The sequence below is a fragment of the Pseudomonas sp. PA-5-4B genome (assembly GCF_021606215.1).
GTDB classification, from domain to species: Bacteria; Pseudomonadota; Gammaproteobacteria; order Pseudomonadales; family Pseudomonadaceae; genus Aquipseudomonas; species Aquipseudomonas edaphica.
On record NZ_WKDB01000084.1, the window covers coordinates 1 to 25045 of the forward strand.

Here is a 25045-nt window from a genome sequence, read left to right on the forward strand (position 1 = left end):
AAACATCCCGAAACACCCCAAGGCCCCGCCAGCAATGGACGGGGCCTTTTTATTGCCCCGCCCGCTGGCCACTGCAAGGAGCAAGACCATGGCTAACGCCCTGTTGATCATCGATATGCAAACCGGTTTATACGACGGGCCGCAACAGCCCTTCGAGCGCGAGCGCGTGCTGGGCACCATCAACCAGCTTATCCAGCGCGCCCGCAGGGCCAACGTGGCTATCTTCGTCGCTCGCCACACCGGCCCGGCAGGTTCGCCGATCGAAGCTGGCAGCCCGTTATGGCAACTGTGGCATGGCCTCGACGTCGACGACGCTCACGATCACCTGTTCAACAAAACCCGCCCCAGCTGCTTCCTGGGCACTGACCTGGCGCAACAACTGGCGGCGGCACAGGTCGATGAATTGGTGGTGGTCGGCATGAAAACCCAGTTTTGCATCGACACCACGTGCCGAGTAGCGGCCGAGCTTGGGTTTTCGGTGATGCTGCCCGAGGACGCTCATACTTGCATGGACACCCCGACCTTGCCGGCCAAGGCGATCATCGAGCATCACAATGCGACCTTGGCGGGGGCGTTTGTGAAGCGGGTGAAAGCTCAGGATGTTGAGTTCTAGAACTGCCTGTGCGGGATTTTTTCTGACCGAACAAATCGTTCCGTCTTACAAATCCCGCATACTCCTCCTATCAAACCCTTCAGGAAGAGCCTTCCGATGTCCACCACTGTTCTGGTCCTGGTTGAAACCATCAACGAATACCTGCAAATCATCGAGAGTAACGACTTCCATGTGATTCTGGCGCCGACACCGGCCGAGCGTGCCCAGGCGATCAAGGCCCACGGCGCGCAGATCAAGGCGGTACTCACCCGTGGCCCGCTGGGGCTGTATGCCGAGGAAATCGCGGCGCTGCCGTTGCTCGAGATTATCTGCGTGATCGGCGCCGGCTATGAACACGTGGACCTGCAAGCGGCGAGCAATCGCGGGATCGTGGTAACCAACGGCGCCGGCGTAAACGCGCCGTCAGTGGCTGACCACGCCATGGCATTGCTGTTGGCACTGGTGCGTGGCATTCCCCAGACTGACGCGGCGGTGCGGCGCAGCGAATGGCCCAAAGTGATGCGCCCTTCCCTGGGCGGCAAGCAACTGGGCATTCTCGGTCTCGGCGCAGTGGGCATGGAGATTGCCAAACGTGCCGCCCTCGGCTTTGGCATGGAAGTGAGTTACCACAACCGCCAGCCCCGCGACGATGTGGACTACACCTATTGCGCAACCGCCGTGGAGCTGGCGCGCACCTCGGACTTCCTGATCCTGGCCACGCCGGGCGGGGCCAGCACCCGCCACCTGATTGATCGCCATGCCCTGGATGCGCTGGGGCCGAACGGTTACCTGGTGAACATCGGACGCGGCAGCGTGGTGGTGACTGCGGACTTGGTGGCTGCGCTGGAGCAACGGCGTATCGGCGGTGCCGCGCTGGATGTGTTCGACGATGAACCGAAAGTGCCCGACGCCCTCAAGCGGCTGAGCAATACCGTGCTCACCTCCCATGTCGCCGGCCTGTCGCCGGAAGCGGCCCACGACACCGTGCAACGCGTGGCCGATAACCTGGTGGAATATTTCGCCGGCCGCCCAGTGCTGACACCGGTTACCCTGCCGCCGCGCAACTAGTAGCGATTAGCCAGCGCCGACGCAAAACCTGACTACACTGCTTGCGGGGATGCTCAGGACGTCGGTGCAGGACCGGCGAAGGAACGCACAATGATTGGCCATGGACTCGGCCCGGCCCGCCAACGCGGCGCCATCGGCCTGATAGGCGCGGTAACCCTTGGTATTGCGCTGCTGTTTCTGCTGCTGGTGGTCGACAGCGGTCGCCTGTACCTGGAGAAACGCAAATTGCAGCGTGTGGCCGATACGGCTGCGCTGGAAGCGGTGAGCCGCAGCGGCACATGCGCGGCGCCCGCTAACAATGCCGCACAATTTGCGACCGAAAGCGCGGCACGCAACAACTTTAGCCTTGACGACAATCGCACGCTGGCGACCGCCTGCGGCACCCTGGCCACCGGCGCAGATTTTATGCGCACGTTCAGCGCCGACCCGAGCAAAACCGATGCCATCCGGGTGATTGCTACCCATCGCGTGCACACCAGCCTTGCCCATGGCTTGCTCACGCTGTTCTCGGGCCAGCCCGTCAACCTGACAACGCTGCTCAGCGCCACCGCCGTCGCCGCCGCACCCACCCCAACGGTTGCCCAGCTCACGGTTCGCAGCACCTTGTTAACGGTGGACAGCACCCAGTCGGTCGCCCTCAACGCCTTGATCGGCGGCCTGCTGGGCGGCAAGTTGCAGTTGGACGCAGTCGGCTGGAATGGGCTGCTCAATACCGATATCAGCTTGCTCAAGTACCTGGATGCGCTGGCCATCCAATTGAAAGTCAGCGCCGGTAACTACGACCAACTGCTCAAGACCGACGCCACTGTAGGCCAACTGATCCAGGCGGCCATTGATGTGCTCAAGCTGGGCGGTGACGCGGTCAAAGTGGTGATCAACAACCTGGAAGCCATCAAGCTGATTGCGCCGGGCACGCAGATCCTGCACCTGGGCGACCTGATCAATATCCAGAACGGCACCGACAAAAGTGCGCTGGATGTGAACTTGCAACTGTTCAACCTGATCCAGGGCTTTGTGCAGCTGTCGAACAAGGCCAGCGCAGTTGCCGTGGAGCTGCCGGTGGATGTGCTGGGCCTGCTCGGCGTGACCGTGTCGACCAAAGTGATCGAGCCCGGGCAGGTTTCCAGCATCGGCAACCCCAAAGATATCGCCAAGCAGCCCATTTATGTGCGCACCGCCCAGGTGCGCACTTTGATTTCGGTAAAACTGCCGATCGTCACGCTGGTGAATAACCTGCTGGGTGGCACGGTGCAAGCGCTCAGTGACCTGCTGGGCGGCCTGTTTGGCTTACTCGATCCCAATTGTTGCCTGGCCGCCAGCCTGGAAATCGGCGACACCCTCGACATCGCCCTGGAAGCCGCTGGCGGCAGCGCTATGGTCACTGGCTACAGTTGCGACAGCGGCAAAAAGTCGTTGTCGGTACTCGGCGAAACCTCGGCATTGCGCGCGATGATTGGCCAGGTTGACCCCAAGAATCTGTACTCGTCCACAGAAAAACTCAAGGTAGACGAGTACCCGGTGGTGGATATCGGCACCAAAACCTGCAAGCGCGGCACCGGCGTGTGTAGCGACAGGCAGGCCTTTGCGGCGGGCGGCCTGGGCATCCGAATCGACAGCGACGTGTTGAAAACCCAGCGTGCGCACACCTACACCGAGCCGCCCGCTATCAACCAGCAACCGCTCTATTACGCATTCGCCAGCTCGAACGCGGTCAGCAGCCTCAAGCAAACACTCACCGGCATCCAACTGATCAACCACCCGCCCAAAATGGCCAGCCTGTTGGGCGCCGTGTTGGGCCTGGTCACGGGCGTGGTCAACGGCTTGCTCACCACCCTGGGCGGCTTGATTGCCGGGCTGCTCGGCCCGCTGCTCGACCCCATCGTCAACAACCTGCTCGCCGGCCTGGGCATCGACCTGGCAAAAGTCGAAATCGGTGCCAATTTGTCGTGCAACCCCGGTGGCCGGGCCATGCTGGTGATTTGAGCACATCAGGCCCGCTGATCATCGTCCAACACGCTAACCTATTAAGCCGCCCCGACCTTGTCGCTGGGCGGCGGTGCGCATTAGATTAGCCAATAGTCCAAGGCCTTTAGAATAAGCAGAAGGGATAAGCATGGCGCTTAACGACCAATCGACCCATATTCGCCCCGGCGAAGAACTTGATGCCAGCCTCATCGATCCCTACCTCAAGGCGCATATTCCGGGCCTTGCCGGCACGGTCAAGATCAGCCAGTTCCCCGGTGGCGCATCCAACCTGACTTACCTGCTGGAATACCCTGGCCAGGAATTCGTGCTGCGCCGCCCGCCATTTGGCCACAAAGCCAAGTCCGCCCACGACATGGGCCGCGAATACCGCATTCTCAACCAGCTCAAGGACGGCTTCCCGTATTGCCCCAAAGCCTATGTGCACTGCCTTGACGAGTCGGTGATCGGTGCCGAGTTCTATGTGATGGAGCGCGTCAACGGCATCATCCTGCGCTCTGACCTGCCGGCCGAACTGGGCCTGGACGCGGCCAAGACCGAGGCGCTGTGCAAGAGCTTTATCGATAAATTCGTCGAGCTGCACCAGGTCGACTACGCTGCCTGCGGCCTGGCCGACCTGGGCAAGCCCGAAGGCTATGTAGCACGCCAGATCCGCGGTTGGAGCGACCGCTACGAAAAAGCCCTGACGCCCGACGCGCCCAGCTGGGAAAAGGTACGCGCGTGGCTTAACGACAAGATGCCGGCCGACCACCCGACTTCCAGCATCGTGCACAACGACTATCGCTTCGACAACGTGATCCTCGACCCGCACAACCCGATGCAGATCATCGGCGTGCTGGACTGGGAACTCACCACGTTGGGCGACCCGCTGATGGACTTGGGCAACACCCTCGCCTACTGGATCGAAGCCGCCGACCCTGCGCCCGTACAACTGATGCGCCGCCAGCCCAGTAACGCGCCGGGCATGCTGACTCGGCGCCAATTCGTCGACTATTACGCCGAGCGCTCCGGCATCCAGATCGATAATTTCGACTTCTACTACACCTACGGCCTGTTCCGCCTGGCCGGCATTGTGCAGCAGATCTACTACCGCTTTTTTCACGGCCAGACCCAGGACAAACGCTTTGCGCAGTTCATCCATATGAACAAGCTGCTGGAGCAAATGAGCCTGAATGTCATCGCTAAATCAGCCCTCTGACTACAAGAGCAAGGAACCCAGCATGTCCAAGACCCACCTGTTCGACCTCGACGGCAAGATCGCTTTCGTTTCCGGCGCCAGCCGTGGCATCGGTGAAGCCATCGCCAAGCTCCTGGCCCAGCAAGGCGCCCATGTGATCGTCTCCAGCCGCAAGCTCGAAGGCTGCCAGCACGTGGCCGACGCGATCATCGCCGCGGGCGGCAAAGCCACCGCCGTGGCCTGTCATATCGGCGAAATGGAGCAGATTACCCAAGTGTTCGCCGGTATCCGCGAACAGTTTGGGCGCCTGGATATCCTGGTTAACAACGCTGCAACCAACCCGCAATTCTGCAACGTACTGGACACCGACTTGGGCGCCTTCCAGAAGACCGTTGACGTGAACATCCGCGGTTACTTCTTCATGTCGGTGGAAGCCGGCAAGCTGATGCGCGACAACGGCGGCGGCAGCATCATCAACGTGGCCTCGATCAACGGCATCTCCCCGGGCGTGTTCCAGGGCATCTACTCGGTGACCAAGGCCGCCGTGATCAACATGACCAAAGTGTTTGCCAAGGAATGCGCGGCGTTCGGCATCCGTTGCAACGCCTTGCTGCCGGGCCTGACCGACACCAAGTTCGCCTCGGCGCTGGTCAAGAACGACTCGATCCTGAAGGTGGCCCTGGCGCAGATCCCGCTCAAGCGCGTAGCCGACCCGAGCGAGATGGCCGGTGCGGTGCTGTTCCTGGCCAGTGATGCGTCCAGCTACACCACCGGTGTGTCGCTGAATGTGGACGGTGGCTTCCTGTCCTGACCTGACCTTCCAGGCACCGCAAAATCCCTGGGGTAGCAAGCTTACTGTGGCGAGCAAGCTTGCTTGCGCTGGGGTGCGAAGCGCCCCCAAAAATCGGGAGACTGCTGCACAGTCCAACGGGAGCAAGCTCCCTCGCCACACACTCAAGGGCGCTTGAACTGCTGGCGTAGCGCCTCTATGCGCGGGCGGCAAACGCAGCCCTCCAAGTGATCATTGACCATCCCCATCGCCTGCATCAGCGCGTACATCGTGGTGGGGCCAACAAAGGTCCAGCCGCGCTTCTTCAAGGCTTTGGACAAACGCAGCGACGCCGGTGACGTCGGGTTGCCGGTCCAGTACGCCATGTCCACCACCGGCGGGCGTTCCTCGGGCGTGGGTTCAAACGCCCACAACCAGCGCGCCAGCGAACCGGTTTCGTCCACCAACTCACAGGCCCGGCGTGCGTTATTGATGGTCGAGACGACCTTCGCGCGGTTGCGCACGATGCCTGGGTCGTTCATCAGCCGCTCGATATCGGCCTCGGTGTAGTGGGCGACACGACGAAAATCAAACCCTTCGAACGCCGCCCTAAACTGCTCGCGCTTGCGCAAAATGGTGATCCACGCCATGCCCGCCTGGAAACCTTCCAGGCAGATCTTCTCGTACAGTTGGATATCGTCTGCGACCGGCACACCCCACTCGGCGTCGTGGTAACGCGGGTACTCCGGCGCGGCCGTGCGCCAGGTGCAGTGAGTCTGGCCTGCTGAATCCGTGGTCAACCCTGGTTTGTCCATCGACTACCTCGCCAATCAAGGCGCGGATCATAAGCGAAAAAATTTACTGCCCGCCAACCGCTCAAGCATCACCCTTACCGACCAACTGGTCAGACCGGGACCTGACAACCGTCGAATATTTACTTGTGATTTGAAAAAAACCCAGCGTAGACTGGCCGCGCACTGGACATACCGGTAAGACCACAACAATTAAGCCCTGGAACCACCAGGGCACCGAATAGAGATCCCTCCCATGCTCAGATGGTGCTCGCGTTCGATTTTCCTGCAAGTCGTGATTGGCCTGATGTTAGGCGTTATCTGCGGCCTGGCCCTTCCCGAATTCTCCTCACAACTCAAACCCCTGGGTGACGGCTTTATCAAGCTGATCAAAATGCTGATTGGCCTGATCGTATTCTGCGTGGTGGTCAGCGGGATCTCTGGCGCCGGCGACCTGAAGAAGGTCGGACGCATTGGCTTGAAGTCAGTGATCTACTTCGAAGTGCTGACCACCGTCGCTCTGGTGATCGGCCTGATCATGGCCTTCAGCACGGGTATTGGCCAAGGCGCCAATATTCACTTGGAGCAACTGTCGTCCGCCGGTCTCAATGAGCTGGCCGATAAGGGCCAGCACATTCGTGGCACTAGCCAGTTCCTGATGGACCTGATCCCCAATTCGGTGATCGGCGCCTTTGCCGACAACAATGTGCTGCAAGTGCTGCTGTTTTCGGTGCTGTTCGGCAGCGCGCTGAACCTGGTGGGCGAAGCCGCTTCCGGCATCTCGCGGCTGATCAACGAGCTGAGCCATGTGATCTTTCGCATCATGGGCATGATTGTGCGTCTGGCGCCGATCGGTGTATTCGGCGCCATCGCCTTTACCACCAGCACCTACGGCCTGGATTCGCTGCAACACCTGGGCAGCCTGGTGGGTTTGTTCTACCTGACCTGCTTTGCTTTTGTCGGGCTGGTGCTGGGCCTGGTGATGCGTTTGTCCGGCCTGCGCATGCTGCCGCTGCTCAAGTACCTGCGCGAAGAGCTGCTGATCGTGATGGGCACCGCCTCCTCCGACGCGGTATTGCCGCAGATCATGCGTAAACTCGAGCACTTGGGCATTGGCAGCTCCACCGTCGGCCTGGTGATTCCGACCGGTTATTCGTTCAACCTCGACGGTTTCTCGATCTACCTGACCCTGGCCATCGTATTTATCGCCAATGCCACCGGCACACCGCTGTCGATGACTGATTTGCTGACCATCCTGCTGGTGTCGTTGATCACCTCCAAAGGTGCCCACGGCATTCCGGGCTCGGCGCTGGTGATTTTGGCGGCCACGCTGACCGCGATCCCGGCAATTCCGGTGGTGGGGCTGGTGCTGGTGTTGGCGGTGGACTGGTTCATGGGCATCGGCCGCGCGCTGACTAACCTGATCGGCAACTGTGTCGCTACCGTGGCCATTGCCCGTTGGGAAAAAGACATTGATATCCAGCGCGCCAACAAGGTGCTCGATGGCGAGCAAGGGTATGCCTTCCAGGCCAAGAAGCCGGTGCTGCCGGCGCATCAGGAATTCTAGCAACACGATCCAACTGTGGGAGCTGGCTTGTCGGGTCGCCGCATCGCTGCGATAGCGGTGGGTCAGCCATAGAGATGTTGGCTGGCAGTCAGTCATCGCAGCGATGCGGCGACCCGACAAGCCAGCTCCCACATGGAATCGCGACCCTATTGGCAACATCCAAGGAGACGTAGACGTGATCAGCACTTCAACCGTCGTCAACTCAGTCGTAGAAAAACTGCGCGCCGCACTCAAGCGGGGCCAGTGGCGCCAGGGCGACATGCTCCCCGGCCAGCGTGAACTGGCCGAGCAGATGGGCATCAGCCGCCCGAGCCTGCGCGAAGCCGTGATCGTGCTGGAAACCCTGGGCCTGGTGCGCTCGATGCCCGGCAAAGGCGTGGTCGTGCTGGAAACCAGTGTCAGCGAGCCACAGTCCAGCGACGCCGTGGCCGACGCCAGCCTCGAAGATATCCTGCAACTGCGCTACACCCTCGAACCCTTCATTGTCGGCCTGGTGGCCCAGTCCATCAGCAGCAAGGAAGTCGGCCAATTGCGCCTGACCTTGATGGACATGCGCGAAGCCCTGGATGCCGGCGACGCCGAAGCGGGCATGAACGCCTACATCGGCTTTCACGAAGAGCTGTTCGCCCTGACGTCCAACCCGATCTTCCAGAACGTGGTGCAACAAACCAGCAACGCCCTAAAGCAAAGCGCCCAGGTACTGCGCAATTCACCCGAGCACTTGGCCGAACGCCTGCAGGAAAACGACGCCGTGGTGCGCGCCATCCGCAACAAGAACAGCGCCCTGGCCAGCGCCGAAATGCGCCGACATATCCTCCAGGAAGGCCTGCGCATGGGCATTCGTTTGAATATCCCGGACGACCATCTGGGCAGCTGATTTTTTGGAGACCGACCATGAGCGCCCCCGCCCTGCAACGCAATGCCGTCCTCCCTGCCCTGCGCCTGGTTGGCGGTAAAAAACTTTCGGTGGATGACATCTACCCACGCCTGTTCGATGCCATCCTCGAACAACGCATCGCCCCGGCCAGCCGTTTTACCGAAGAGAGCCTGGGCGAAACCTTTGGTGTGAGCCGCAGTGTGATTCGCCGTGTGCTGGCCAAGCTGTCCCATCAGCAAGTGATCATCCTGCGCCCCAACCAGCGTGCCCAGGTGGCGGCGCCGGATGCGCAGCAGGCGCGGCAGATTCTGGAGGCGCGGCGGATGACCGAGATCACCGTGGTGCAGTTGGCCTGCGCCCAAGCGACCACCCTGCAGATACGCCAGCTGCGCGAGTTGATTGCACGGGAGCGCGACTGCATCGAACGCGACCAGCGTGGGCCAGCGATTCGATTATCGGGGGAGTTTCATCTGCAATTGGCGCAGATGGCAGGCAACGCACCGTTGGCGCAATTCCTCAACAGCCTGGTGCCACTGACGTCGTTGATCATTGCGCAATATGAAGCGAAAGCCTGCACCTACTGCGCGTGGCAGGAGCATGTGGGAATTGTCGATGCGGTGGAGCAACGCGATTCAAGTGGCGCCGTGACCCTGATGACTCAGCACCTGGATCATCTGGAAAGCAAATTACTCAAACACCACTGAGTCCAAGTGGATGAACATCAAACTGTGGGAGCTGGCTTGCCTGCGATAGCGGTGGGTCAGCAGCCTTCCTGTTACTGAAAGACCGCTATCGCAGGCAAGCCAGCTCCCACATTGGGTGTGTGGGGTTTGATGAATGTGGCGCCAACAAAAAGCCCCCGCATCTTACGATACGGGGGCTTTTGTTTTACCGAGGGATCAAGCCGGTTGCAGCACCGACTGACCGCTCAACGCCAGGTCGAGCAACTCACGGTTGGCGACCGCATACATGGCGTAGTCCGTGCCGACTGCTGCACGGATTTCGACCATCATTGCGCGCCAGCGATCGGCCATGTCCTGGTGCTGCTCAAGCCACAGGGCCACGCGGGCTTCCATGTCTTGTGGCGCGTCGGCCATTTGCAGTACCGAGATGGTGATCGCCCGTTGCTGCCAGTCCACATCGTCGCGGAACGCTTCGCGGGCCTGGGCCTGCCAGTTGTTGGCCACCGGCAGATCGCTGATCTGCTGCAGGTACCACGGCAGGTCCAGCGCGCTGCCGACGGCGAAGTAGGCCTTGGCCACTTCGGCGGCGTCATGCCCGGTCACGTCGGCGGCTTCGATAATCGGCAGCAAGGTGTACAGGTGAGTCGTGCCTGCAACCATGCGCGCCAACAATTCCGGTACGCCGGCTTCGGTATAGGCCTGGTAGCGGTTCTGCCAGCCTTCGCGGGTCGGGCCTTCCAGCAATTCGTCGAGCTTGAGGCCCAACGCCGCCAGGTGCGGACCGAAGTGCGCGGTGTCGCGGCCAGCGTCCTGCTCGTTGCGACGGCTGCGCAGGAACCAGCGCGTGGCACGACGGCCCAGGCGCATCAGCTCATCCATCAGCTCCAGTTGCACGTCGGCGGACACCTGGTGGTCCAGGGCTTCGATCTGACGGAACCAGTGCGGGAGGTGGAAGATGTCACGCACGATCACGTAAGCACCGGCCACGTTCGCCGGGCTCATGCCGGTCGACTCTTTGAGTCGTTGAACGAAGGTAATGCCCATGTGGTTGACCAGGTCGTTGGCGATCTGGGTGCTGACGATTTCGCGCTTGAGGCGGTGACGGCGCATGGCTTCGCCGAACTTGGCCACCAGGCTCGGTGGGAACGCGGTCTCCATGTCACGGGTCAGGTAGTCGTCATCCGGCACCAGCGACTTGAGCAGGGCTTCCTTGAGGTCGATCTTGCTGTAGGAGATCAACACCGACAGCTCTGGACGGGTCAAACCCTTACCGGTGGAGGCACGCTCCACAAGCTGCTCTTCGGTCGGCAGGTACTCGATGGCGCGGTCCAGCTTGCCACGGCCTTCCAGGTCGCTCATCAGGCGCTTGTACTCGGCAGCACGCTCGTAAGCCTTGCGCGCGGCCAGGGACAACGCCTGGGTCTGCTTGTAGTTGTTGCCCAACACCAGGTTGCCGACTTCGTCGGTCATGCTCGCCAGCAGCTGGTTTCGCTGCTTGTCGGTCATGTCACCGGCCTGCACCACTTCGTTGAGCAGGATCTTGATGTTCACTTCGTGGTCGGAGCAGTCCACACCACCGGCGTTGTCGATGAAGTCAGTGTTGGAGCCGCCGCCATTGAGGCCGAATTCCACACGGCCCAATTGGGTCATGCCGAGGTTACCGCCCTCGCCCACTACTTTGCAGCGCAGCTCATTGCCATTGACGCGCAACGCGTCGTTGGCCTTGTCGCCCACGTCGGCGTGGCTTTCGGTGCTGGCCTTGACGTAAGTGCCGATACCGCCGTTCCACAACAGGTCCACCGGCGCCTTGAGCAAGGCGTTGAGCAGTTCGGTCGGGGTCAGCTTGTCGGCCTGGATGTCGAAGCGTTCTTTCATCTGTGGCGAAATAGCGATGCTTTTGGCACTGCGCGAGAAGATCCCGCCGCCTTCGGACATGATGCTGGTGTCGTAGTCGGTCCACGCCGAACGCGGCAGCTCAAACATGCGCTGGCGCTCGACGAAGCTGGTCGCCGGGTTCGGGTTCGGGTCGATGAAGATATGCAGGTGGTTGAAGGCCGCGACCAGTTGCAGCTTGTCGGACATCAACAGGCCGTTACCGAACACGTCACCGGCCATGTCGCCGACGCCCACCACGGTGATGCTGTCTTCCTGCACGTTGATGCCGCGCTCACGGAAGTGACGCTGTACACCGACCCACGCGCCCTTGGCGGTGATGCCCATTTTCTTGTGGTCGTAACCTGCCGAACCACCGGAAGCGAACGCATCGCCCAGCCAGAAGCCGTAGTCGATGGCAATGCCGTTGGCGATGTCGGAGAAGGTCGCAGTGCCCTTGTCCGCCGCGACGACCAGGTACGGGTCATCGTCGTCATGACGCACGACGTTGACCGGTGGCACCAGGGCGCCGTCCTTGAGGTTGTCGGTAATGTCCAACAGGCCGGAAATGAAGATGCGGTAGCAGGCGATGCCCTCGGCCGCGATCTCGTCACGGGTGCCGCCCAATGGCAGGCGACGCGGCAGGAAGCCGCCCTTCGCGCCCACCGGCACGATGACCGAGTTCTTGACCTGCTGGGCTTTTACCAGGCCGAGCACTTCGGTACGGAAGTCTTCTTCACGGTCGGACCAGCGCAGGCCGCCGCGCGCAACGTTACCAAAGCGCAGGTGCACGCCTTCAACGCGCGGCGAGTACACGAAGATTTCAAACTTCGGCACCGGCTTGGGCAGCTCAGGAATCGCACGCGGGTCGAACTTGAAGCTGAAGTACGACTTGTTCTGGCCGTTGGCGTCGGTCTGGTAGAAGTTGGTGCGCAGGGTGGCCTTGATCAGGTCCAGGTAGCGACGCAGGATGCGGTCTTCGTTAAGCACCTGAACATCGTCCAGGGCCGTGAGAATCGCTTGTTCCAGGCGTTGCTGCTTGTCTTCGAGGTCATCGGCGGTGAGCTTGCGCGCCAGGTAGAAGCGGGTCTTGAACAACCGGGTCAACTCACGAGCGATGTCGGTGTGGTTGTTCAGGGTGCTGGCGATGTAACCCAGGTCGAAGCCCAGGCGGATCTGCTTGAGGTAACGCGCGTAAGCACGCAGCAGCGCCACGTCGCGCCAAGGCAGGCCGGCGGTAAGTACCAGACGGTTGAACGCATCGTTTTCGGCATCGCCATGCACGATGTGCACGAACGCGTCCTGCAGGGTGTCGTTGAGCTGCTGGATATCCAGGTTCACGCCTTCGGCGGCAATGAACGCAAAATCATGGATCCAGAACTCACGGCCATTGGCGTGACGCAGGCGGTACGGGAACTCGCCCAGCACGCGCAGGCCGAGGTTTTCCAGGATCGGCAGCACGTCGGACAGCGCCAGTGGCGTGTCGGCGTGGTAGAGCTTGCAATGCAGCTCTCGCTGGCCGGAGACCTGGCCCAGCGGCTGATAGAAGCTCATGACCAACGGGTTGGCTTCGGTCAGGCTGTTGAGGTGCTGCATATCGACCACAGCCGAATGCGCAGCAAAACGCTCGCGGTAACCTGCCGGGAAGCCTTTCGGGAAATCCGCCAGCACGTTGGTGCCCTGGGCTTCGCCGAAGCTTTCCACCACCAGGCTGGCGTAGTCGTCCTGCCAGCTGCGGCAGGCCTGCACCACTTCTTTTTCCAGTTGAAGCGGGTCGATGTCCAGGCGGTTCTTCGGGTCAACCCGCAGAATCAGCTGCACACGGGCCAGGACGGACTCGGAGAAGAAGGTCCAGAATTCGCAGTCCGAGGCTTTCAGGCGATCCATCAGCACTTGCTGGATCTTCTGGCGCACTTCGGTGGAATAGATGTCGCGCGGCACGTAGGCCAGGCAGTAGCAGAAACGACCGTACGGGTCTTTGCGCAGGAACACGCGAATCTTGTTGCGCTCCTGGATCTGCACGATCGACATCACGGTGTTGAACAGCTCGTCGACCGGGGTCTGGAACAGGTCATCACGCGGCAAGACTTCAACCACCTGGGCCAGCTCTTTGCCCAGGTGTGCCTTGGCCTGGAAGCCCGAGCGGCGCTCGATTTCCGCGACTTTACGGCGGATGTAAGGGATCACTCGCACGCTTTCGCCGTACACCGACGAGGTGTAGAGGCCCATGAAGCGGTGTTCCTTGATCACCTTGCCGTCGGCGCTGATCTCACGGATCGACACATAGTCCGGGTACGCCGGACGGTGCACGCGGCTTGGGTGCGCGGCCTTGGCGAACGACAGCACGGTCGGTTCACGCAGGTATGCCACGGCGTAGTCTTCGATGCGCGTGTCTTCGGCGGTAAGGCCGGCACGCAGCAATTTGGTCAGACCGAGGAAGGAGCCGGTGTCATATTCGATATGACCGCCGTCCGCCTCGTCACGTACCACAAACTCTTCATAGCCAAGGAAGGTGAAGTGGTTGCCCACCAGCCATTCCAGGAAGCTCTTGATCTCGGCTTTTTCTTCGCCGTCGATGCTGAACTGGCTCGCGTCGATACCGGCCAGCAGGTCCTGGACCTTGGCTTTCATCGGTTCGAAATCGGCCACGGCCACGCGCACTTCGCCCAGCACTTGCTCAAGCTCTTTGCTCAGCACGTTGAGTTCGGCGGCATTGGCGCAACGGTCGATTTCCAGGTACATCAGCGATTCTTGCAGAATGCCTTCGCCCTGGGTGCCTTTTGGCAGAATTTCCAGCAACTCGCCTTTTTTGCCGCGACGCACGCTGAGCACGGTGGTTTGCAGGGTGTGGATGCTGTAGCCACGGCGATTCAGCTCGGTGCGTACCGAGTCGACCAGAAATGGCAGGTCATGGTGCAGTACTTCGACCGCAGTGTGGGTCGACTGCCAGCCATGACGTTCGTAATCGGGGTTGTAGACCCGCACTTGCGGTTGGGTGTGATCAAAGCGCTCAAGCAGGCGCCAGGCAGACAGGGTGCAACCGGCCAGGTCGGAAAGGCGACGTTGGGTCAGTTCGTCCAGGGAAATAATGCCGAAGAATTGCTCAGCGAACAGCGCCACTTGTGGCAGTGCCTGTTCACTGATGTGCTGCGCCAGTGCCGCTTGCAGTTGATGCTGGAAGTCGGACTTGCTGGCTGCGGTGAAGAACGCCATCTGTGGTACTCCGCTTGGGCTTGTTATTGATGGAAGCGTCGCGTGTTATCCCCTTGCGGGGAGACCGTCAGCTCTGTTCGTCAATAACCTTATAACGAATCGAGGTGACAGGTGGGTGAAGCTGCGCAAGGCGATCAGGTCACATCGGATGCGCCGTTTGGCAGGTGACGGTACGACGGGCAGGTCAACGGCCTGACGGTGGCGCATCCACTGCGCAGCTTAACGAGTGTAGGAAGACGGTTGCTTTCCGTACGGCGACATATTCGGTCAAGCGCAGGCAGCGCTGAACATTCTCTAGCGCCCTGCACCTGGGCGAGTAGGACGATAGTTTTTTTCTGTGTAGGCCATAGGCACTTTGAATGGAGTGAATACAGCTCGTTCGACCAATTAGAACTGACTCGATGCACACAGCATCGATTGCGCAAACACACCACGGACGGCCCACTGATTAATTGAAGTGAGCGTTTAGTATGACCAGCATAACTGCAACTGTAAGTCAGGGTACTATCAGTGCCTCGACGAATGTACCGAATGGCGTTCCCACTTACCCAACACCGCGCCAAGCCCATAATAAGCCTACCCTCCCTGAATTAAACTGGGATCGTCCGGAGTTGAAGTGGGGCGAGCAGACCGTCCGGCCAGAACAACCTGCCGTGCAACACGATAGCAGGCCAGCCTCTTATTTTTCCGAGCCATTAAAAAGAAACAACGCGCTCGACAGGTATGCAGCCGACAAGTACAAACCCTTCATGTCCGCCACTCAACATACCTCAGAACATGTGGCAGCCCAGATTAAACAAAAGTGGGGGGTCGACGTCGATCCGGAAAAAACCTTTCTGGTCACCTTTGCTTATGACAAAAACACCACGCCTCACAAGGCGGTCATTACACAAAAAATCTCCCTGGCGGATGCGGCATGCCTGAATATTCAACACACACCACGGCCCAAGGGGATGACTGGAAAACAAGAGGCTCCCAAAGGGCAACCTACCGAACCCTTCGACATACAGCCTAATTCCCGCCACACGGAAAAGCCCAATTGGGACGGCACTTTCCCACGTCCACTCGTGGGCAATTTCAATACTTATTATCACGGTATTGTGACTGAGCCCTCGCCCGACGCACCCACTACTTACGGTGCGGGCCAGCATGTTCAGATCCCCCCGGCCGACTTCAAAAAAATGGTCTGGGACCATGCCTATAAAAAACCCTACGACCAGTACCTGAACTTCAAGTGGTCGCCTGAAACCCGTGAGTCCTATACCGCACTTGCCAAAATTAGCTACCTTAATGCTGCGCACGCGCAACATCATGAGCGCTCGCTGGACGAGGAAGGCCGAAAGATCGCCATGAGCCTCGTCGGTGTACCCGCCAACCAGACTTATCTGGATGCAGGGCTGGAAACACTGGTTAAACCGCACACGCCAGACGCAAGCCTGGAGACCAAATTTCTGAGTTTCAATGGCTTCCACTCCACTGATATTTTCTATACCAGAGACGTCAATACTCAGAAAACGCTTCTATACATTCCAGGCAATTCGTCCCCCATCCACTCGTTCGATTCGCCCCAAGCAATGAATAAATGGCTGGCTACCCAATTGATTGACGAAGATAAAGCCGCCGCTTTCAAAAAACATTTCTCCCCAAAAGATGCTTCGTCTTCATTATTTAAAAAAGGCTTCGATGCGCGATTGGAGCTGATTCGACAGCACATCAAAGAGCCAGGCGCTGTGGACTTCCTGGAACGGCAAGGCTTTTGGGAAGAGGGTGGCGTATTTGATGGCAAAAACATCACGGGCGACCCTTTCAGCGAGGTTCAAGAGCGCACAGAAAAAAGCATGAAAGCCAGTACCAACCAGGAGTTCGTGCTGAACACAGACCACAACAAGCAAACAATTCTTAAGGCAAAAAAATGGTTGGATGGAGCGCTTCTGCTTGCAACCCCCATTGGCTTGGCACTGCCCCCCGTGGGCATCTTGCTGACGGCGCTGAGTGTGGGCTCCGGATTGCTGGAAGTGGGCGTGGGCATTCACGACAACGCCAACGACCGCGCAAACGCCGATGACAGGATTACGTTCGGTGTATTCAATGCGCTCAAGCCAATACTGACTGCGGGGGCTGGCAAGGCTTCAGAGCCCATCACCGGGCCGATCAAAACAGTGTTAAAGGCCACTATTTTGGCGAAATAACCCACTGCAAGTGCGATACCCATGGTGGCAGGGGCAGTCCCATCCACTTAAGAGCAGCGTAAACGTTTGTACGATGGCAAAATTAGCCGCCCGTCGTTCAAGTACGCTGCTTTTAGAGGACTGCCCATGCAACTGACCACTCCCCACCTGATCGCCACACCCTGTGACGAAGAAGAAGACAACATGGCCATGCTGTGCTGCCACGGCAATAATGGCGAAATGTTCATGCTCAGTCGTTACCCGGACGAGGATGAGGTTGAGCTGACCTGGGATTACGAACCGTCGACCCTGGATGGGCTGAAAGTGACCTTGAGTGACACCACGCTGGTGATTGAACTGGCGGCGGGTGATGCCGATGCACTGGGCGGCAAGGACCACTTGCGGATCAACCACACCACCGCCGCGTCGGATTTGGCTGAAGTTGAAGAAACCTTGCAGAACATCCTCAAGGGCACCGGCACCTTTAGCCGGATTTAGGCTGTTCCAAGGATCAAATGTGGGAGCTGGCTTGCCTGCGATGCAGGCACCTCGGTGTATCAGGTCACTCCAGTTGATGCCATCGCAGGCAAGCCAGCTCCCACAGGGGCCGAGCGACCCTCAGTGGAATTTGTGCTTTCCACACAAAAATCCTACAAGTTTTGCTAAAAATACCCGCCGCGCCGTTAGTCGCTACACCCTGCGATGCATTAAAGTAGACGCCCCAGGCCCGGCGTTTTTTTTCGACGTTGGGGCTCATCTCTCCAGGAACCGTCATCGATGGAACATCGTGAAGCGCTGCTTGCGCTGCGAACCTTTCTTTCTACGCAGATTCTCGGCCAGGAAAAACTCATCGATCGCTTGCTGATCGCCCTGCTCGCCGACGGCCATATGCTGGTAGAAGGCGCACCGGGCCTGGCCAAGACCAAGGCCATCAAAGAGCTGGCCGAAGGCATTGAAGCGCAGTTCCATCGTATCCAGTTCACCCCCGACCTGTTGCCGGCCGACATCACCGGCACCGAGATCTATCGCCCGGAAACCGGCAGCTTCGTGTTCCAGCAAGGCCCGATCTTTCACAACCTGGTACTGGCGGACGAAATCAACCGCGCGCCAGCCAAGGTGCAGTCTGCATTGCTCGAAGCCATGGCCGAGCGCCAGGTCAGTGTGGGTCGCAGCACCTACGACCTGTCGCCGCTGTTTTTGGTCATGGCCACGCAAAACCCCATTGAGCAGGAAGGCACTTACCCACTGCCCGAGGCCCAGCTAGATCGCTTCTTGATGCACGTCAAAATCGGTTTCCCGGACGCGGCGGTCGAACGACGCATCCTGCAGCAAGCCCGTGGCGAGGCGCTCAATGGCGAAACCAAGCCCGAGCGCCGCGTGAGCCAGCAGGCGATTTTTGCCGCGCGCAAGGAAATCCTCGGCCTGTACATGGCCGATGCGGTGGAGGAATACCTGGTGCAACTGGTCATGGCCACGCGCACCCCGGCCAAGTTCGATCCTGAAATGGCCGAGTGGATCGCCTATGGCGCCAGCCCGCGCGGCTCCATCGCCCTCGACCGCTGCGCCCGCGCCCATGCGTGGCTGGCCGGGCGCGACTTTGTCAGCCCGGAAGATATCCAGGCAGTACTGTTTGATGTGCTGCGTCACCGCATCATCCTGTCGTTCGAGGCCGAAGCGGCCGGCATTGACCAGGACCGCGTGGTGCAACGCATTCTCGACGTCGTTGCCGTCGCTTGAACCCCATGAATGCCGGCGATGGAATCCGCGTCACGCTCAGCGAATTGATTGAGATGCGCCACCGCGTGCGCGAAGTGCAGCTGTTTTCCACGCCAAGCCAGCGCAGCCCGCTGATTGGCCTGCACCACTCCAAACTGCGTGGGCGCGGTGTCGACTTCGACCAAGTTCGCGTGTACCAGGCTGGCGACGATGTGCGCACCATCGACTGGCGCGTGACGGCCCGCACCCAGGAGCCGCACACCAAGCTGTTCCATGAAGAACGTGAACGGCCGATTTTCATCATGGTTGAGCAAAGCTGTCGGCTGTTCTTCGGCTCCGGGCAAATGTTCAAATCGGTACTCGCCGCCCAAGCCGCCAGCTTGATCGGCTGGGCAGCGCTGGGGCACAACGACCGCGTCGGCGGGTTGGTCTTCGGCGACAGCGAGCACTACGAAATCAAGCCCCGGCGCAGTAAACAAAGCCTGCTGCAATTGCTTAACCGCCTGGTGCGCGTGAACCAGAGCCTGAATACCGAAAGCCGCCCCGAAGCCGACGCGTTGGGCATGGCGCTGCGCCGTGGCCGCGAAGTGTTGCGCCCGGGCAGCCTGGTGATTGTGATCTGCGATGAACGCGCGTTGACCGAAGGCGCCGAGCAACAGCTGAGCCTGCTGTCACGCCATTGCGACCTGTTATTGTTGCCGATCTCCGACCCACTGGACCACGCCCTGCCCGCCGCCGGGCTGCTGCGTTTCGCTGAACGTGGCGCGCAATTGGAACTGGACACGCTGAATTTCGATTTGCGCCAGGCCTATAAAGCCCAGGCTGAGGAACGCATTGCACGTTGGGAACTGCTGGCACAGAAGCTGCGCATTCTATTGATGCCCCTGAGCACCCAAAGCGAGATGGTCGAGCAATTGCGCGAATACCTCAACCCGCAACGCCCGGTTAAAAAGCAATGAGCAGCCTCGACCAACTGCAGCCACTGATCGCCCCGCCGGCCATCGGGTTCTGGCCGCCTGCGCCGGGTTGGTGGCTGCTGCTGCTGGTGATCCCGCTGCTGGGCTGGGGCCTGTGGTGGTTGCGCCGTTTCCTGCCCACCCGACGCCCCGTGGCCCGCGCCGAACAACCGCTGGACCCGCTGCGCATCGCCGCCCTGGCCGAACTTGCGCTGATGCCCAAACCCTACGACGGCGCGCCCGCCGGTGCCTGGCTGCAGCAGCTCAATGGCCTGCTCAAGCGCCTGTGCCGCAACGACTACCCCTACAGCCAGAGCCACACATTAAACGGGCGCAAATGGCTGGCGTTCCTCGACAACCGTTGCCCCGCCGCCGGGCTTACACGCTGGATGGTGCTGGTCGAAGGCGCCTACAAACCCGAATGCAAACTCGACGACAAGGCCATCGCCGGCCTGACCCAAGCGGTCGATACCTGGATTCGCAAACATGTTTGAGTTCGCCTGGCCGTGGATCTTCGCCCTGTTGCCCTTGCCGTGGTTGATGCGCTTCATCCTGCCAGTGGCCGACAGCGGCGAACCCGCGCTGAAGGTCAGCTACCTGGCCGACCTTGAGGGCCTGGCGCGCCGCCGTGCGCGGGTCAACCTGCCCGGCTGGCGCCAGCAAGCGCCGTTCGTGGTGCTGTGGCTGCTGCTGCTGACCGCCGCCGCGCGCCCGGAATGGCTTGGCGAACCGCTGCCCATTGCCGCCAGCGGCCGTGACTTGCTGGTGGCCGTGGATGTGTCCGGCTCCATGGATTTCCCTGACATGCACTGGCAGGACGATGACGTCAGCCGCCTGAGCCTGGTGCAGCATTTGCTCGGCGACTTCCTGGAAAGCCGTGAAGGCGACCGCGTGGGCCTGATCCTGTTTGGCAGCCAGGCTTACCTGCAAGCCCCGCTGACCTTCGACCGGCGCACCGTGCGCACCTGGCTGGATGAAGCACGTATCGGCATCGCCGGCAAAAACACCGCCATCGGCGATGCGATTGGCCTGGCCTTGAAACGCCTGCGCCAGCGCCCGGCGCAAAGCCGTGTGCTGATCCTGGTCACCGATGGCGCCAACAATGCCGGGCAGATCGATCCGCTGACCGCCGCACGCCTGGCGGCCGAAGAAGGCGTAAAAATCTACCCGATCGGCATCGGCGCCGACCCCGAGCAAACCGGTTCGTTGGGCATCTTGGGCGTCAACCCGAGCCTGGACCTGGATGAACCGGCCTTGAAGGCCATCGCGGACGCCACCGGTGGCCGCTACTTCCGCGCCCGCGACGGCGACGAGCTGCAAAAAATCAAACAAACCCTGGACCAGCTTGAGCCCGTCGCGCAACAGCCGACCCAGGCACGCCCGGCCCAGGCGCTGTACAGCGCACCGCTGGCGCTGGCGTTGATCCTGAGCATGTTGCTGGTGGTTCAAGAACGCTGGCCTAATAACCCCTTGCAACGCACCTTCAACAAACTCTCGACCAAGGGCATTTTCCTGCAACAGCACCCGCAATGGCGCCAACGCCTTAAACGCCTGCGCTTGCGGAGGCGTCGATGATCGACCTGTGGCCACACTGGTTTCGCCCTTGGTGGTTGCTGCTGCTGCCGTTGCTCGGCTGGCTGCTGTGGCAGCTGTGGCACCGACAAAAGCGCGCCGGGCGCTGGCAAATGATTTTGCCGCCGGCGTTTCATGCGGTGCTGCTCAGTGGCGGCAATGGCCGCGAAAGTAAATCGCCCTGGGTGGTGTTGGGCATCGCCTGGCTGCTGGCCGTGCTGGCATTGCTTGGCCCCAGTTGGCAAAGGGTTGAACAGAACAGCCAGAAACCGGCCGACCCGGTGGTGGTGCTGTTGGAGCTGACCCCGGAAATGCTCGCCACCGACAGCCCGCCCAATCGTTTAGAGCAGGCGCGGCGCAAGCTCTATGACTTGCTGCAGGCACGCGACAACGCGCCCACCGCCATCGTCGTGTATGCCGGCAGCGCCCATACGCTGGTGCCGCTGTCGGATGATCTGGCCACCAGCCGCAACCTGCTCGAAGCCCTGCGTCCCTCGATCATGCCCGAGCCCGGCCATCGCGCCGATCTGGCGGTGGAAAAAGCCCTGGGTTTGCTCAAGCAAGCCGGTCTCGGCCAGGGGCGCCTGTTGCTGGTCGGCTCGTCGCTGTCGAAACAGGAGCGTCAAGGCATTCGCCTGCAGTTGCAGAGCGCCCAGGCCCCCAGCTTGTCGATCCTCGGCATCGGCAGCCGCGAAGGCACGCCGGTGACCCAGGAAAGCGGTGAGTTCCTTAAGGATGACCAGGGCGCCATTCTGGTGCCGCGCCTGGACGGCCCGACGCTCAAGGCGTTTGCCAGTGAAATGGGTGGCCGCTACCGCGCCGCGCGCCTGGATGACAAAGACCTGCGCCAGCTCAACCTGCTCGATGGCCCGCAGGCCCTGCGCAACGACGGCCAACTGCTGCACCTCGACACCTGGGCCGACCAGGGTTACTGGCTGCTGCTACCGTTATTGTTGCTCGCCGCCTGCGCCGGGCGTCGCGGCTGGCTGTTCTGCGTGCCGTTACTGTTACTTGGTGCGCCGCAGCCCAGCTATGCCTTTGAACTTCAGGACCTGTGGCTGCGACCCGACCAGCAAGGCCAATATCTGCTGAAGAAACAACGCCCCAACGAGGCCGCCAAACACTTCGAAGACCCGCAATGGCAAGGCGTGGCACTGTATGAGGCGGGCAACTACGCCGAGGCGATCAAGCGTTTTGCCCAAGGCAATGACGCGTATTCCCACTACAATCGCGGGAATGCGCTGGCCAAATCCGGCGAACTGGAAGCCGCCATCGACGCTTATGAGCAAGCACTCGAAGCCCAGCCCGACCTGCAACCGGCGCTGAAAAACAAAGCGCTGGTCGAAACCCTGATCCAGGAAAAAGCCCAGCCCGAGCCGGCCAAGCCTGTCAAAAATGAGGATGACGAAACCACCCAACCCGGCCAAACTGCGCAACCGGGCAGCAGCGGCCAAAGTGCCACGGGGGGCGAGCAATCACCCCAAGGCCAAGGCCAGGCCAGTGCCGGCGATAACCAGACGGGCGCCACGCCCAAAGCCGGCGGCAACGACGTACCGGGCAGCGAGCTAGGGGACGAACACACCACCACCCCGCCCTTGCGCCCCGCCGATGCCAGCCTCGATGGCGAGCACCGCCAGGCGCTGGAGCAATGGCTGCAGCAGATCCCGGACAACCCCGGCGAACTGCTGCGACGTAAATTCTGGTACGAACAGCAACAACATCAGGACAAGACTCGATGAGCCGCCGCACCACCCTTCTGCTCCTGCTCGCCCTGTCGGCAAGCCACGCCCAGGCGGCCAACCTGGTGGCGAGTGTCGACCGCAGCCGCGTCAATTCCGGGGAAACGGTGGAGTTGACAGTGGAATCCAGCGACGTCACCCAGTTCGGCAAACCCGACTTGTCACCCCTGGATGCGCAGTTTGAAGTGAGCGGCACGCGCCAGATCAACCAGCTGACTACCTTGGGCGGCGATAACCACGCCACCACGCGCTGGATCATCACGTTGCTGCCCAAGGAAAACGGCACCGTGGTGATTCCGCCGCTGCAAGTGGGCGAACTCAAGACCCAGCCGATCAGCCTGCAAGTGCTGGAAACCGCCAGCCAGAACACCAGTGCCGAACTGGCCCCGGTGTTTATCGAAGCCAATCTGGACCAGAGCAGTGTGTACGTTCAGGCCCAGGTGCTGTTGACCGTGCGCGTGTACCACTCGGTGTCGCTGTATGACGACAGCAGCCTCACGCCGTTGCAAATCCCCGATGCGCGCATTGAACAATTGGGCGAGTCGCGCACTTACGAGAAGGTCATCAACAGCATTCGCCACGGCGTAATCGAAACCCGCTATGCGATTTACCCGCAGCACAGCGGTGCCTTGGTGATTCCGGCGCAGACTTTCAGCGCCACCTTGGTGGAATCGCGCCCGCCCCAAGAGAACACGCTGCAGGGCACCAAACCGGGCAAGTTGATTCACGTAAGCTCTGCCCAATTGCCGCTGACCGTCAAGCCCAAGCCGGAGTTCTACCCCGCCGACGCCGCCTGGCTGCCCGCGCGCAGCTTGACCCTGAGCGAAGTCTGGAACCCCGAGCCTGATCACGTTCAAGTGGGCGACTCCCTGACCCGCAGCCTCACGGTCAAGGCCGAAGGCCTGTCCAGCGCCCAGTTGCCGGCCCTGCCCAGCAGCGACATCAATGGCCTGCGCCGCTACCCGGACCAGCCGGTGCTCGGCAACCAAAACAGCGACCGTGGCCTGATCGGCAGCCGTGAGGACCGCGAAGCCCTGGTGCCAACCCGCGCTGGTGCCGTGGAGTTGCCCGCCGTGGAAGTGGTGTGGTGGAACACCCACGAAGATCACCTGGAACGCACCAGCCTGCCCGCGCGCACGCTGCAAGTGGCGACCAACCCAAGCCTGGTGGTGGACACGCCCGCCACACCAACGGTCATTACCGCACCGGACGATAGCCGCCTGTGGCTGTGGCAACTGAGCACCTTGATACTTGCCTGCACCACGCTGTTGGGTTTTGGCCTGTGGTGGCGCGCACGTCGCCAACCCGCCGTGCAACGCGCCGTACAAACCGGCCCGAGCCCGCGCTCGCTGTTGGACGACCTCAAGCGCGCCACCCAGGCCAACGACCCGCAAGCCACGCGCCAGGCACTCGACGCCTGGGCGCGGCAACAACCGGAAACCCTGGCCGACATGGCGGCGCGGTTCGTGCCGCTGTCGGATGCCTTGGATGGGTTGAACGGCGCGCTGTACAGCGAGAGCGGCCAATACTGGCTGGGTGAAGATTTATGGCGTGCGGTCAAAGCAATTCCGATGGTCGAGCGTGCGCAAGACCCGGCAACGGACACCACCAGCTTGCCGCCGTTGTATCCCAAGTAAATCTCTCTCTACCTGACAGCACAAAACCCATGTGGGAGCTGGCTTGCCTGCGATGGCCATAGGTATGCCGCTTTCTCCTGTGGCGAGCAGGCTTGTCCTGCGTTGGGCCGCGAAGCGGCCCCAGTAAAGGCACTGCAATTTTCCTGAAAGAACTCAGTGTCTGGGTTTGGGGCTGCTTCGCGGCCCAACGCAGGACAAGCCTGCTCGCCACAACAGCACACTTGCCACAGGCTTCGTGTTGCTGAAATACCGAGGTGTCTGCATCGCAGGCAAGCCAGCTCCCACAGATGATGGGTGTAGCCTGGGTGACATGCATTGTTAAAGGCCAGCAGTCCATATCCCTTTAATTTGCGGGAAGTTTCCTAGACAATCCTTTGGCCTTGCGCCTGCTCACTTCACTGGCTAGCCTTCGCTCCGTCGCTGCATATCAGCGATCGGGAGTGAGATCCTGTGAACGGAGTGCCAAGTGCCACAACCGCGAGCAACATGCTCTATGGCGGCTGTGTGCGGGCAGACCTAGGTCTGGCCGGGTGCTCCTGACCGGTTATCTCACCCCGCACATAGCTGCCACCTTTTGTCGAGTGAGATCTGCAAAAGAATGGCTCCCAACCTTTTAGGAGTTTCATTCATGACCAAAATCGTCCCAGACCCACCCCGTTTCACCC

At 60.8% G+C, this 25045-nt stretch carries 18 protein-coding genes; 16 read left to right on the forward strand and 2 right to left on the reverse strand.

The features are described 5' to 3' along the window. Window positions 1-88: 88 nt before the first annotated feature. From GIW28_RS27140 to GIW28_RS27160, 5 genes are all read left to right on the forward strand, one after another. Window positions 89-613 carry a cysteine hydrolase family protein gene (locus tag GIW28_RS27140; RefSeq protein ID WP_017136637.1) on the forward strand — a complete coding sequence of 175 codons (525 nt, stop codon included), beginning with the start codon at window positions 89-91 and terminating at the stop codon, window positions 611-613. Between the two features lie 96 nt (window positions 614-709). Further along, window positions 710-1660 carry a 2-hydroxyacid dehydrogenase gene (locus GIW28_RS27145; RefSeq protein ID WP_170039601.1) on the forward strand — a complete coding sequence of 317 codons (951 nt, stop codon included), beginning with the start codon at window positions 710-712 and terminating at the stop codon, window positions 1658-1660. Window positions 1661-1750: 90 nt separating this feature from the next. Then, window positions 1751-3643, forward strand: a complete 1893-nt coding sequence (locus tag GIW28_RS27150) for a pilus assembly protein TadG-related protein (protein ID WP_236447969.1) — start codon at window positions 1751-1753, stop codon at window positions 3641-3643. 130 nt (window positions 3644-3773) lie between these two features. Then, window positions 3774-4841: a phosphotransferase family protein gene (locus GIW28_RS27155; protein WP_236447970.1), complete on the forward strand. Its 1068-nt coding sequence runs from the start codon at window positions 3774-3776 to the stop codon at window positions 4839-4841. Between the two features lie 22 nt (window positions 4842-4863). Continuing rightward, entirely contained in the window at window positions 4864-5631 is a 768-nt protein-coding gene (locus GIW28_RS27160; RefSeq protein WP_170039609.1) for an SDR family oxidoreductase, read from the forward strand. Window positions 5632-5774: 143 nt separating this feature from the next. On the opposite strand, the gene GIW28_RS27165 is transcribed toward GIW28_RS27160, so the two are convergent. Beyond that, complete coding sequence (locus tag GIW28_RS27165; RefSeq protein ID WP_236447971.1) at window positions 5775-6404, reverse strand: DNA-3-methyladenine glycosylase I; 630 nt, start codon at window positions 6402-6404, stop codon at window positions 5775-5777. Window positions 6405-6621: 217 nt separating this feature from the next. On the opposite strand from GIW28_RS27165, the gene GIW28_RS27170 reads away from it, so the two are divergent. The 3 genes from GIW28_RS27170 to GIW28_RS27180 all read left to right on the forward strand — a co-directional run bounded on the left by GIW28_RS27170 (window position 6622) and on the right by GIW28_RS27180 (window position 9528). Then, entirely contained in the window at window positions 6622-7947 is a 1326-nt protein-coding gene (locus GIW28_RS27170) for a C4-dicarboxylate transporter DctA (protein WP_169986452.1), read from the forward strand. A gap of 175 nt (window positions 7948-8122) precedes the next feature. Then, window positions 8123-8824, forward strand: a complete 702-nt coding sequence (locus GIW28_RS27175; RefSeq protein ID WP_017136644.1) for a FadR/GntR family transcriptional regulator — start codon at window positions 8123-8125, stop codon at window positions 8822-8824. Between the two features lie 17 nt (window positions 8825-8841). Then, window positions 8842-9528 carry a GntR family transcriptional regulator gene (locus GIW28_RS27180; protein ID WP_236448225.1) on the forward strand — a complete coding sequence of 229 codons (687 nt, stop codon included), beginning with the start codon at window positions 8842-8844 and terminating at the stop codon, window positions 9526-9528. 195 nt (window positions 9529-9723) lie between these two features. Here the strand turns inward: GIW28_RS27180 and GIW28_RS27185 are convergent, their stop codons facing one another. After that, window positions 9724-14592 carry an NAD-glutamate dehydrogenase gene (locus tag GIW28_RS27185; RefSeq protein ID WP_017136646.1) on the reverse strand — a complete coding sequence of 1623 codons (4869 nt, stop codon included), beginning with the start codon at window positions 14590-14592 and terminating at the stop codon, window positions 9724-9726. Between the two features lie 470 nt (window positions 14593-15062). Between GIW28_RS27185 and GIW28_RS27190 the strand changes: the two genes are divergently transcribed. From GIW28_RS27190 to GIW28_RS27225, 8 genes are all read left to right on the forward strand, one after another. After that, on the forward strand, window positions 15063-16781 hold the full coding sequence (locus GIW28_RS27190) for a dermonecrotic toxin domain-containing protein (RefSeq protein WP_236447861.1): 1719 nt from the start codon (window positions 15063-15065) through the stop codon (window positions 16779-16781). A gap of 126 nt (window positions 16782-16907) precedes the next feature. Further along, window positions 16908-17258: a hypothetical protein gene (locus GIW28_RS27195; protein ID WP_017136648.1), complete on the forward strand. Its 351-nt coding sequence runs from the start codon at window positions 16908-16910 to the stop codon at window positions 17256-17258. 279 nt (window positions 17259-17537) lie between these two features. Then, entirely contained in the window at window positions 17538-18497 is a 960-nt protein-coding gene (locus GIW28_RS27200) for an AAA family ATPase (protein ID WP_003174327.1), read from the forward strand. A gap of 5 nt (window positions 18498-18502) precedes the next feature. Beyond that, the gene (locus GIW28_RS27205) at window positions 18503-19435 is read left to right on the forward strand and encodes a DUF58 domain-containing protein (protein WP_017136649.1); all 933 of its coding nucleotides are present in this window, start codon (window positions 18503-18505) and stop codon (window positions 19433-19435) included. Beyond that, on the forward strand, window positions 19432-19926 hold the full coding sequence (locus tag GIW28_RS27210; RefSeq protein ID WP_017136650.1) for a DUF4381 domain-containing protein: 495 nt from the start codon (window positions 19432-19434) through the stop codon (window positions 19924-19926). The genes GIW28_RS27205 and GIW28_RS27210 overlap by 4 nt, the downstream gene beginning before the upstream one ends. Further along, a complete protein-coding gene (locus tag GIW28_RS27215; protein WP_017136651.1) occupies window positions 19919-21007 on the forward strand; it encodes a vWA domain-containing protein in 1089 nt (362 codons plus the stop codon). The genes GIW28_RS27210 and GIW28_RS27215 overlap by 8 nt, the downstream gene beginning before the upstream one ends. Continuing rightward, on the forward strand, window positions 21004-22743 hold the full coding sequence (locus tag GIW28_RS27220) for a tetratricopeptide repeat protein (RefSeq protein ID WP_099549322.1): 1740 nt from the start codon (window positions 21004-21006) through the stop codon (window positions 22741-22743). Before GIW28_RS27215 ends, GIW28_RS27220 begins: the two co-directional genes overlap by 4 nt. After that, entirely contained in the window at window positions 22740-24380 is a 1641-nt protein-coding gene (locus GIW28_RS27225) for a BatD family protein (protein ID WP_099549321.1), read from the forward strand. Before GIW28_RS27220 ends, GIW28_RS27225 begins: the two co-directional genes overlap by 4 nt. Window positions 24381-25045 lie beyond the last annotated feature (665 nt).

What these genes read in the sequence shown, in the direction of transcription:
- GIW28_RS27140 (WP_017136637.1), top strand. Translation starts at nt 89, where the DNA reads ATGGCTAACGCCCTGTTGATCATCGATATGCAAACCGGTTTATACGAC.
- GIW28_RS27145 (WP_170039601.1), top strand. Translation starts at nt 710, where the DNA reads ATGTCCACCACTGTTCTGGTCCTGGTTGAAACCATCAACGAATACCTG.
- GIW28_RS27150 (WP_236447969.1), top strand. Translation starts at nt 1,751, where the DNA reads ATGATTGGCCATGGACTCGGCCCGGCCCGCCAACGCGGCGCCATCGGC.
- GIW28_RS27155 (WP_236447970.1), top strand. Translation starts at nt 3,774, where the DNA reads ATGGCGCTTAACGACCAATCGACCCATATTCGCCCCGGCGAAGAACTT.
- GIW28_RS27160 (WP_170039609.1), top strand. Translation starts at nt 4,864, where the DNA reads ATGTCCAAGACCCACCTGTTCGACCTCGACGGCAAGATCGCTTTCGTT.
- GIW28_RS27165 (WP_236447971.1), bottom strand. Translation starts at nt 6,404, where the DNA reads ATGGACAAACCAGGGTTGACCACGGATTCAGCAGGCCAGACTCACTGC.
- GIW28_RS27180 (WP_236448225.1), top strand. Translation starts at nt 8,842, where the DNA reads ATGAGCGCCCCCGCCCTGCAACGCAATGCCGTCCTCCCTGCCCTGCGC.
- GIW28_RS27185 (WP_017136646.1), bottom strand. Translation starts at nt 14,592, where the DNA reads ATGGCGTTCTTCACCGCAGCCAGCAAGTCCGACTTCCAGCATCAACTG.
- GIW28_RS27190 (WP_236447861.1), top strand. Translation starts at nt 15,063, where the DNA reads ATGACCAGCATAACTGCAACTGTAAGTCAGGGTACTATCAGTGCCTCG.
- GIW28_RS27195 (WP_017136648.1), top strand. Translation starts at nt 16,908, where the DNA reads ATGCAACTGACCACTCCCCACCTGATCGCCACACCCTGTGACGAAGAA.
- GIW28_RS27200 (WP_003174327.1), top strand. Translation starts at nt 17,538, where the DNA reads ATGGAACATCGTGAAGCGCTGCTTGCGCTGCGAACCTTTCTTTCTACG.
- GIW28_RS27205 (WP_017136649.1), top strand. Translation starts at nt 18,503, where the DNA reads ATGAATGCCGGCGATGGAATCCGCGTCACGCTCAGCGAATTGATTGAG.
- GIW28_RS27210 (WP_017136650.1), top strand. Translation starts at nt 19,432, where the DNA reads ATGAGCAGCCTCGACCAACTGCAGCCACTGATCGCCCCGCCGGCCATC.
- GIW28_RS27215 (WP_017136651.1), top strand. Translation starts at nt 19,919, where the DNA reads ATGTTTGAGTTCGCCTGGCCGTGGATCTTCGCCCTGTTGCCCTTGCCG.
- GIW28_RS27220 (WP_099549322.1), top strand. Translation starts at nt 21,004, where the DNA reads ATGATCGACCTGTGGCCACACTGGTTTCGCCCTTGGTGGTTGCTGCTG.
- GIW28_RS27225 (WP_099549321.1), top strand. Translation starts at nt 22,740, where the DNA reads ATGAGCCGCCGCACCACCCTTCTGCTCCTGCTCGCCCTGTCGGCAAGC.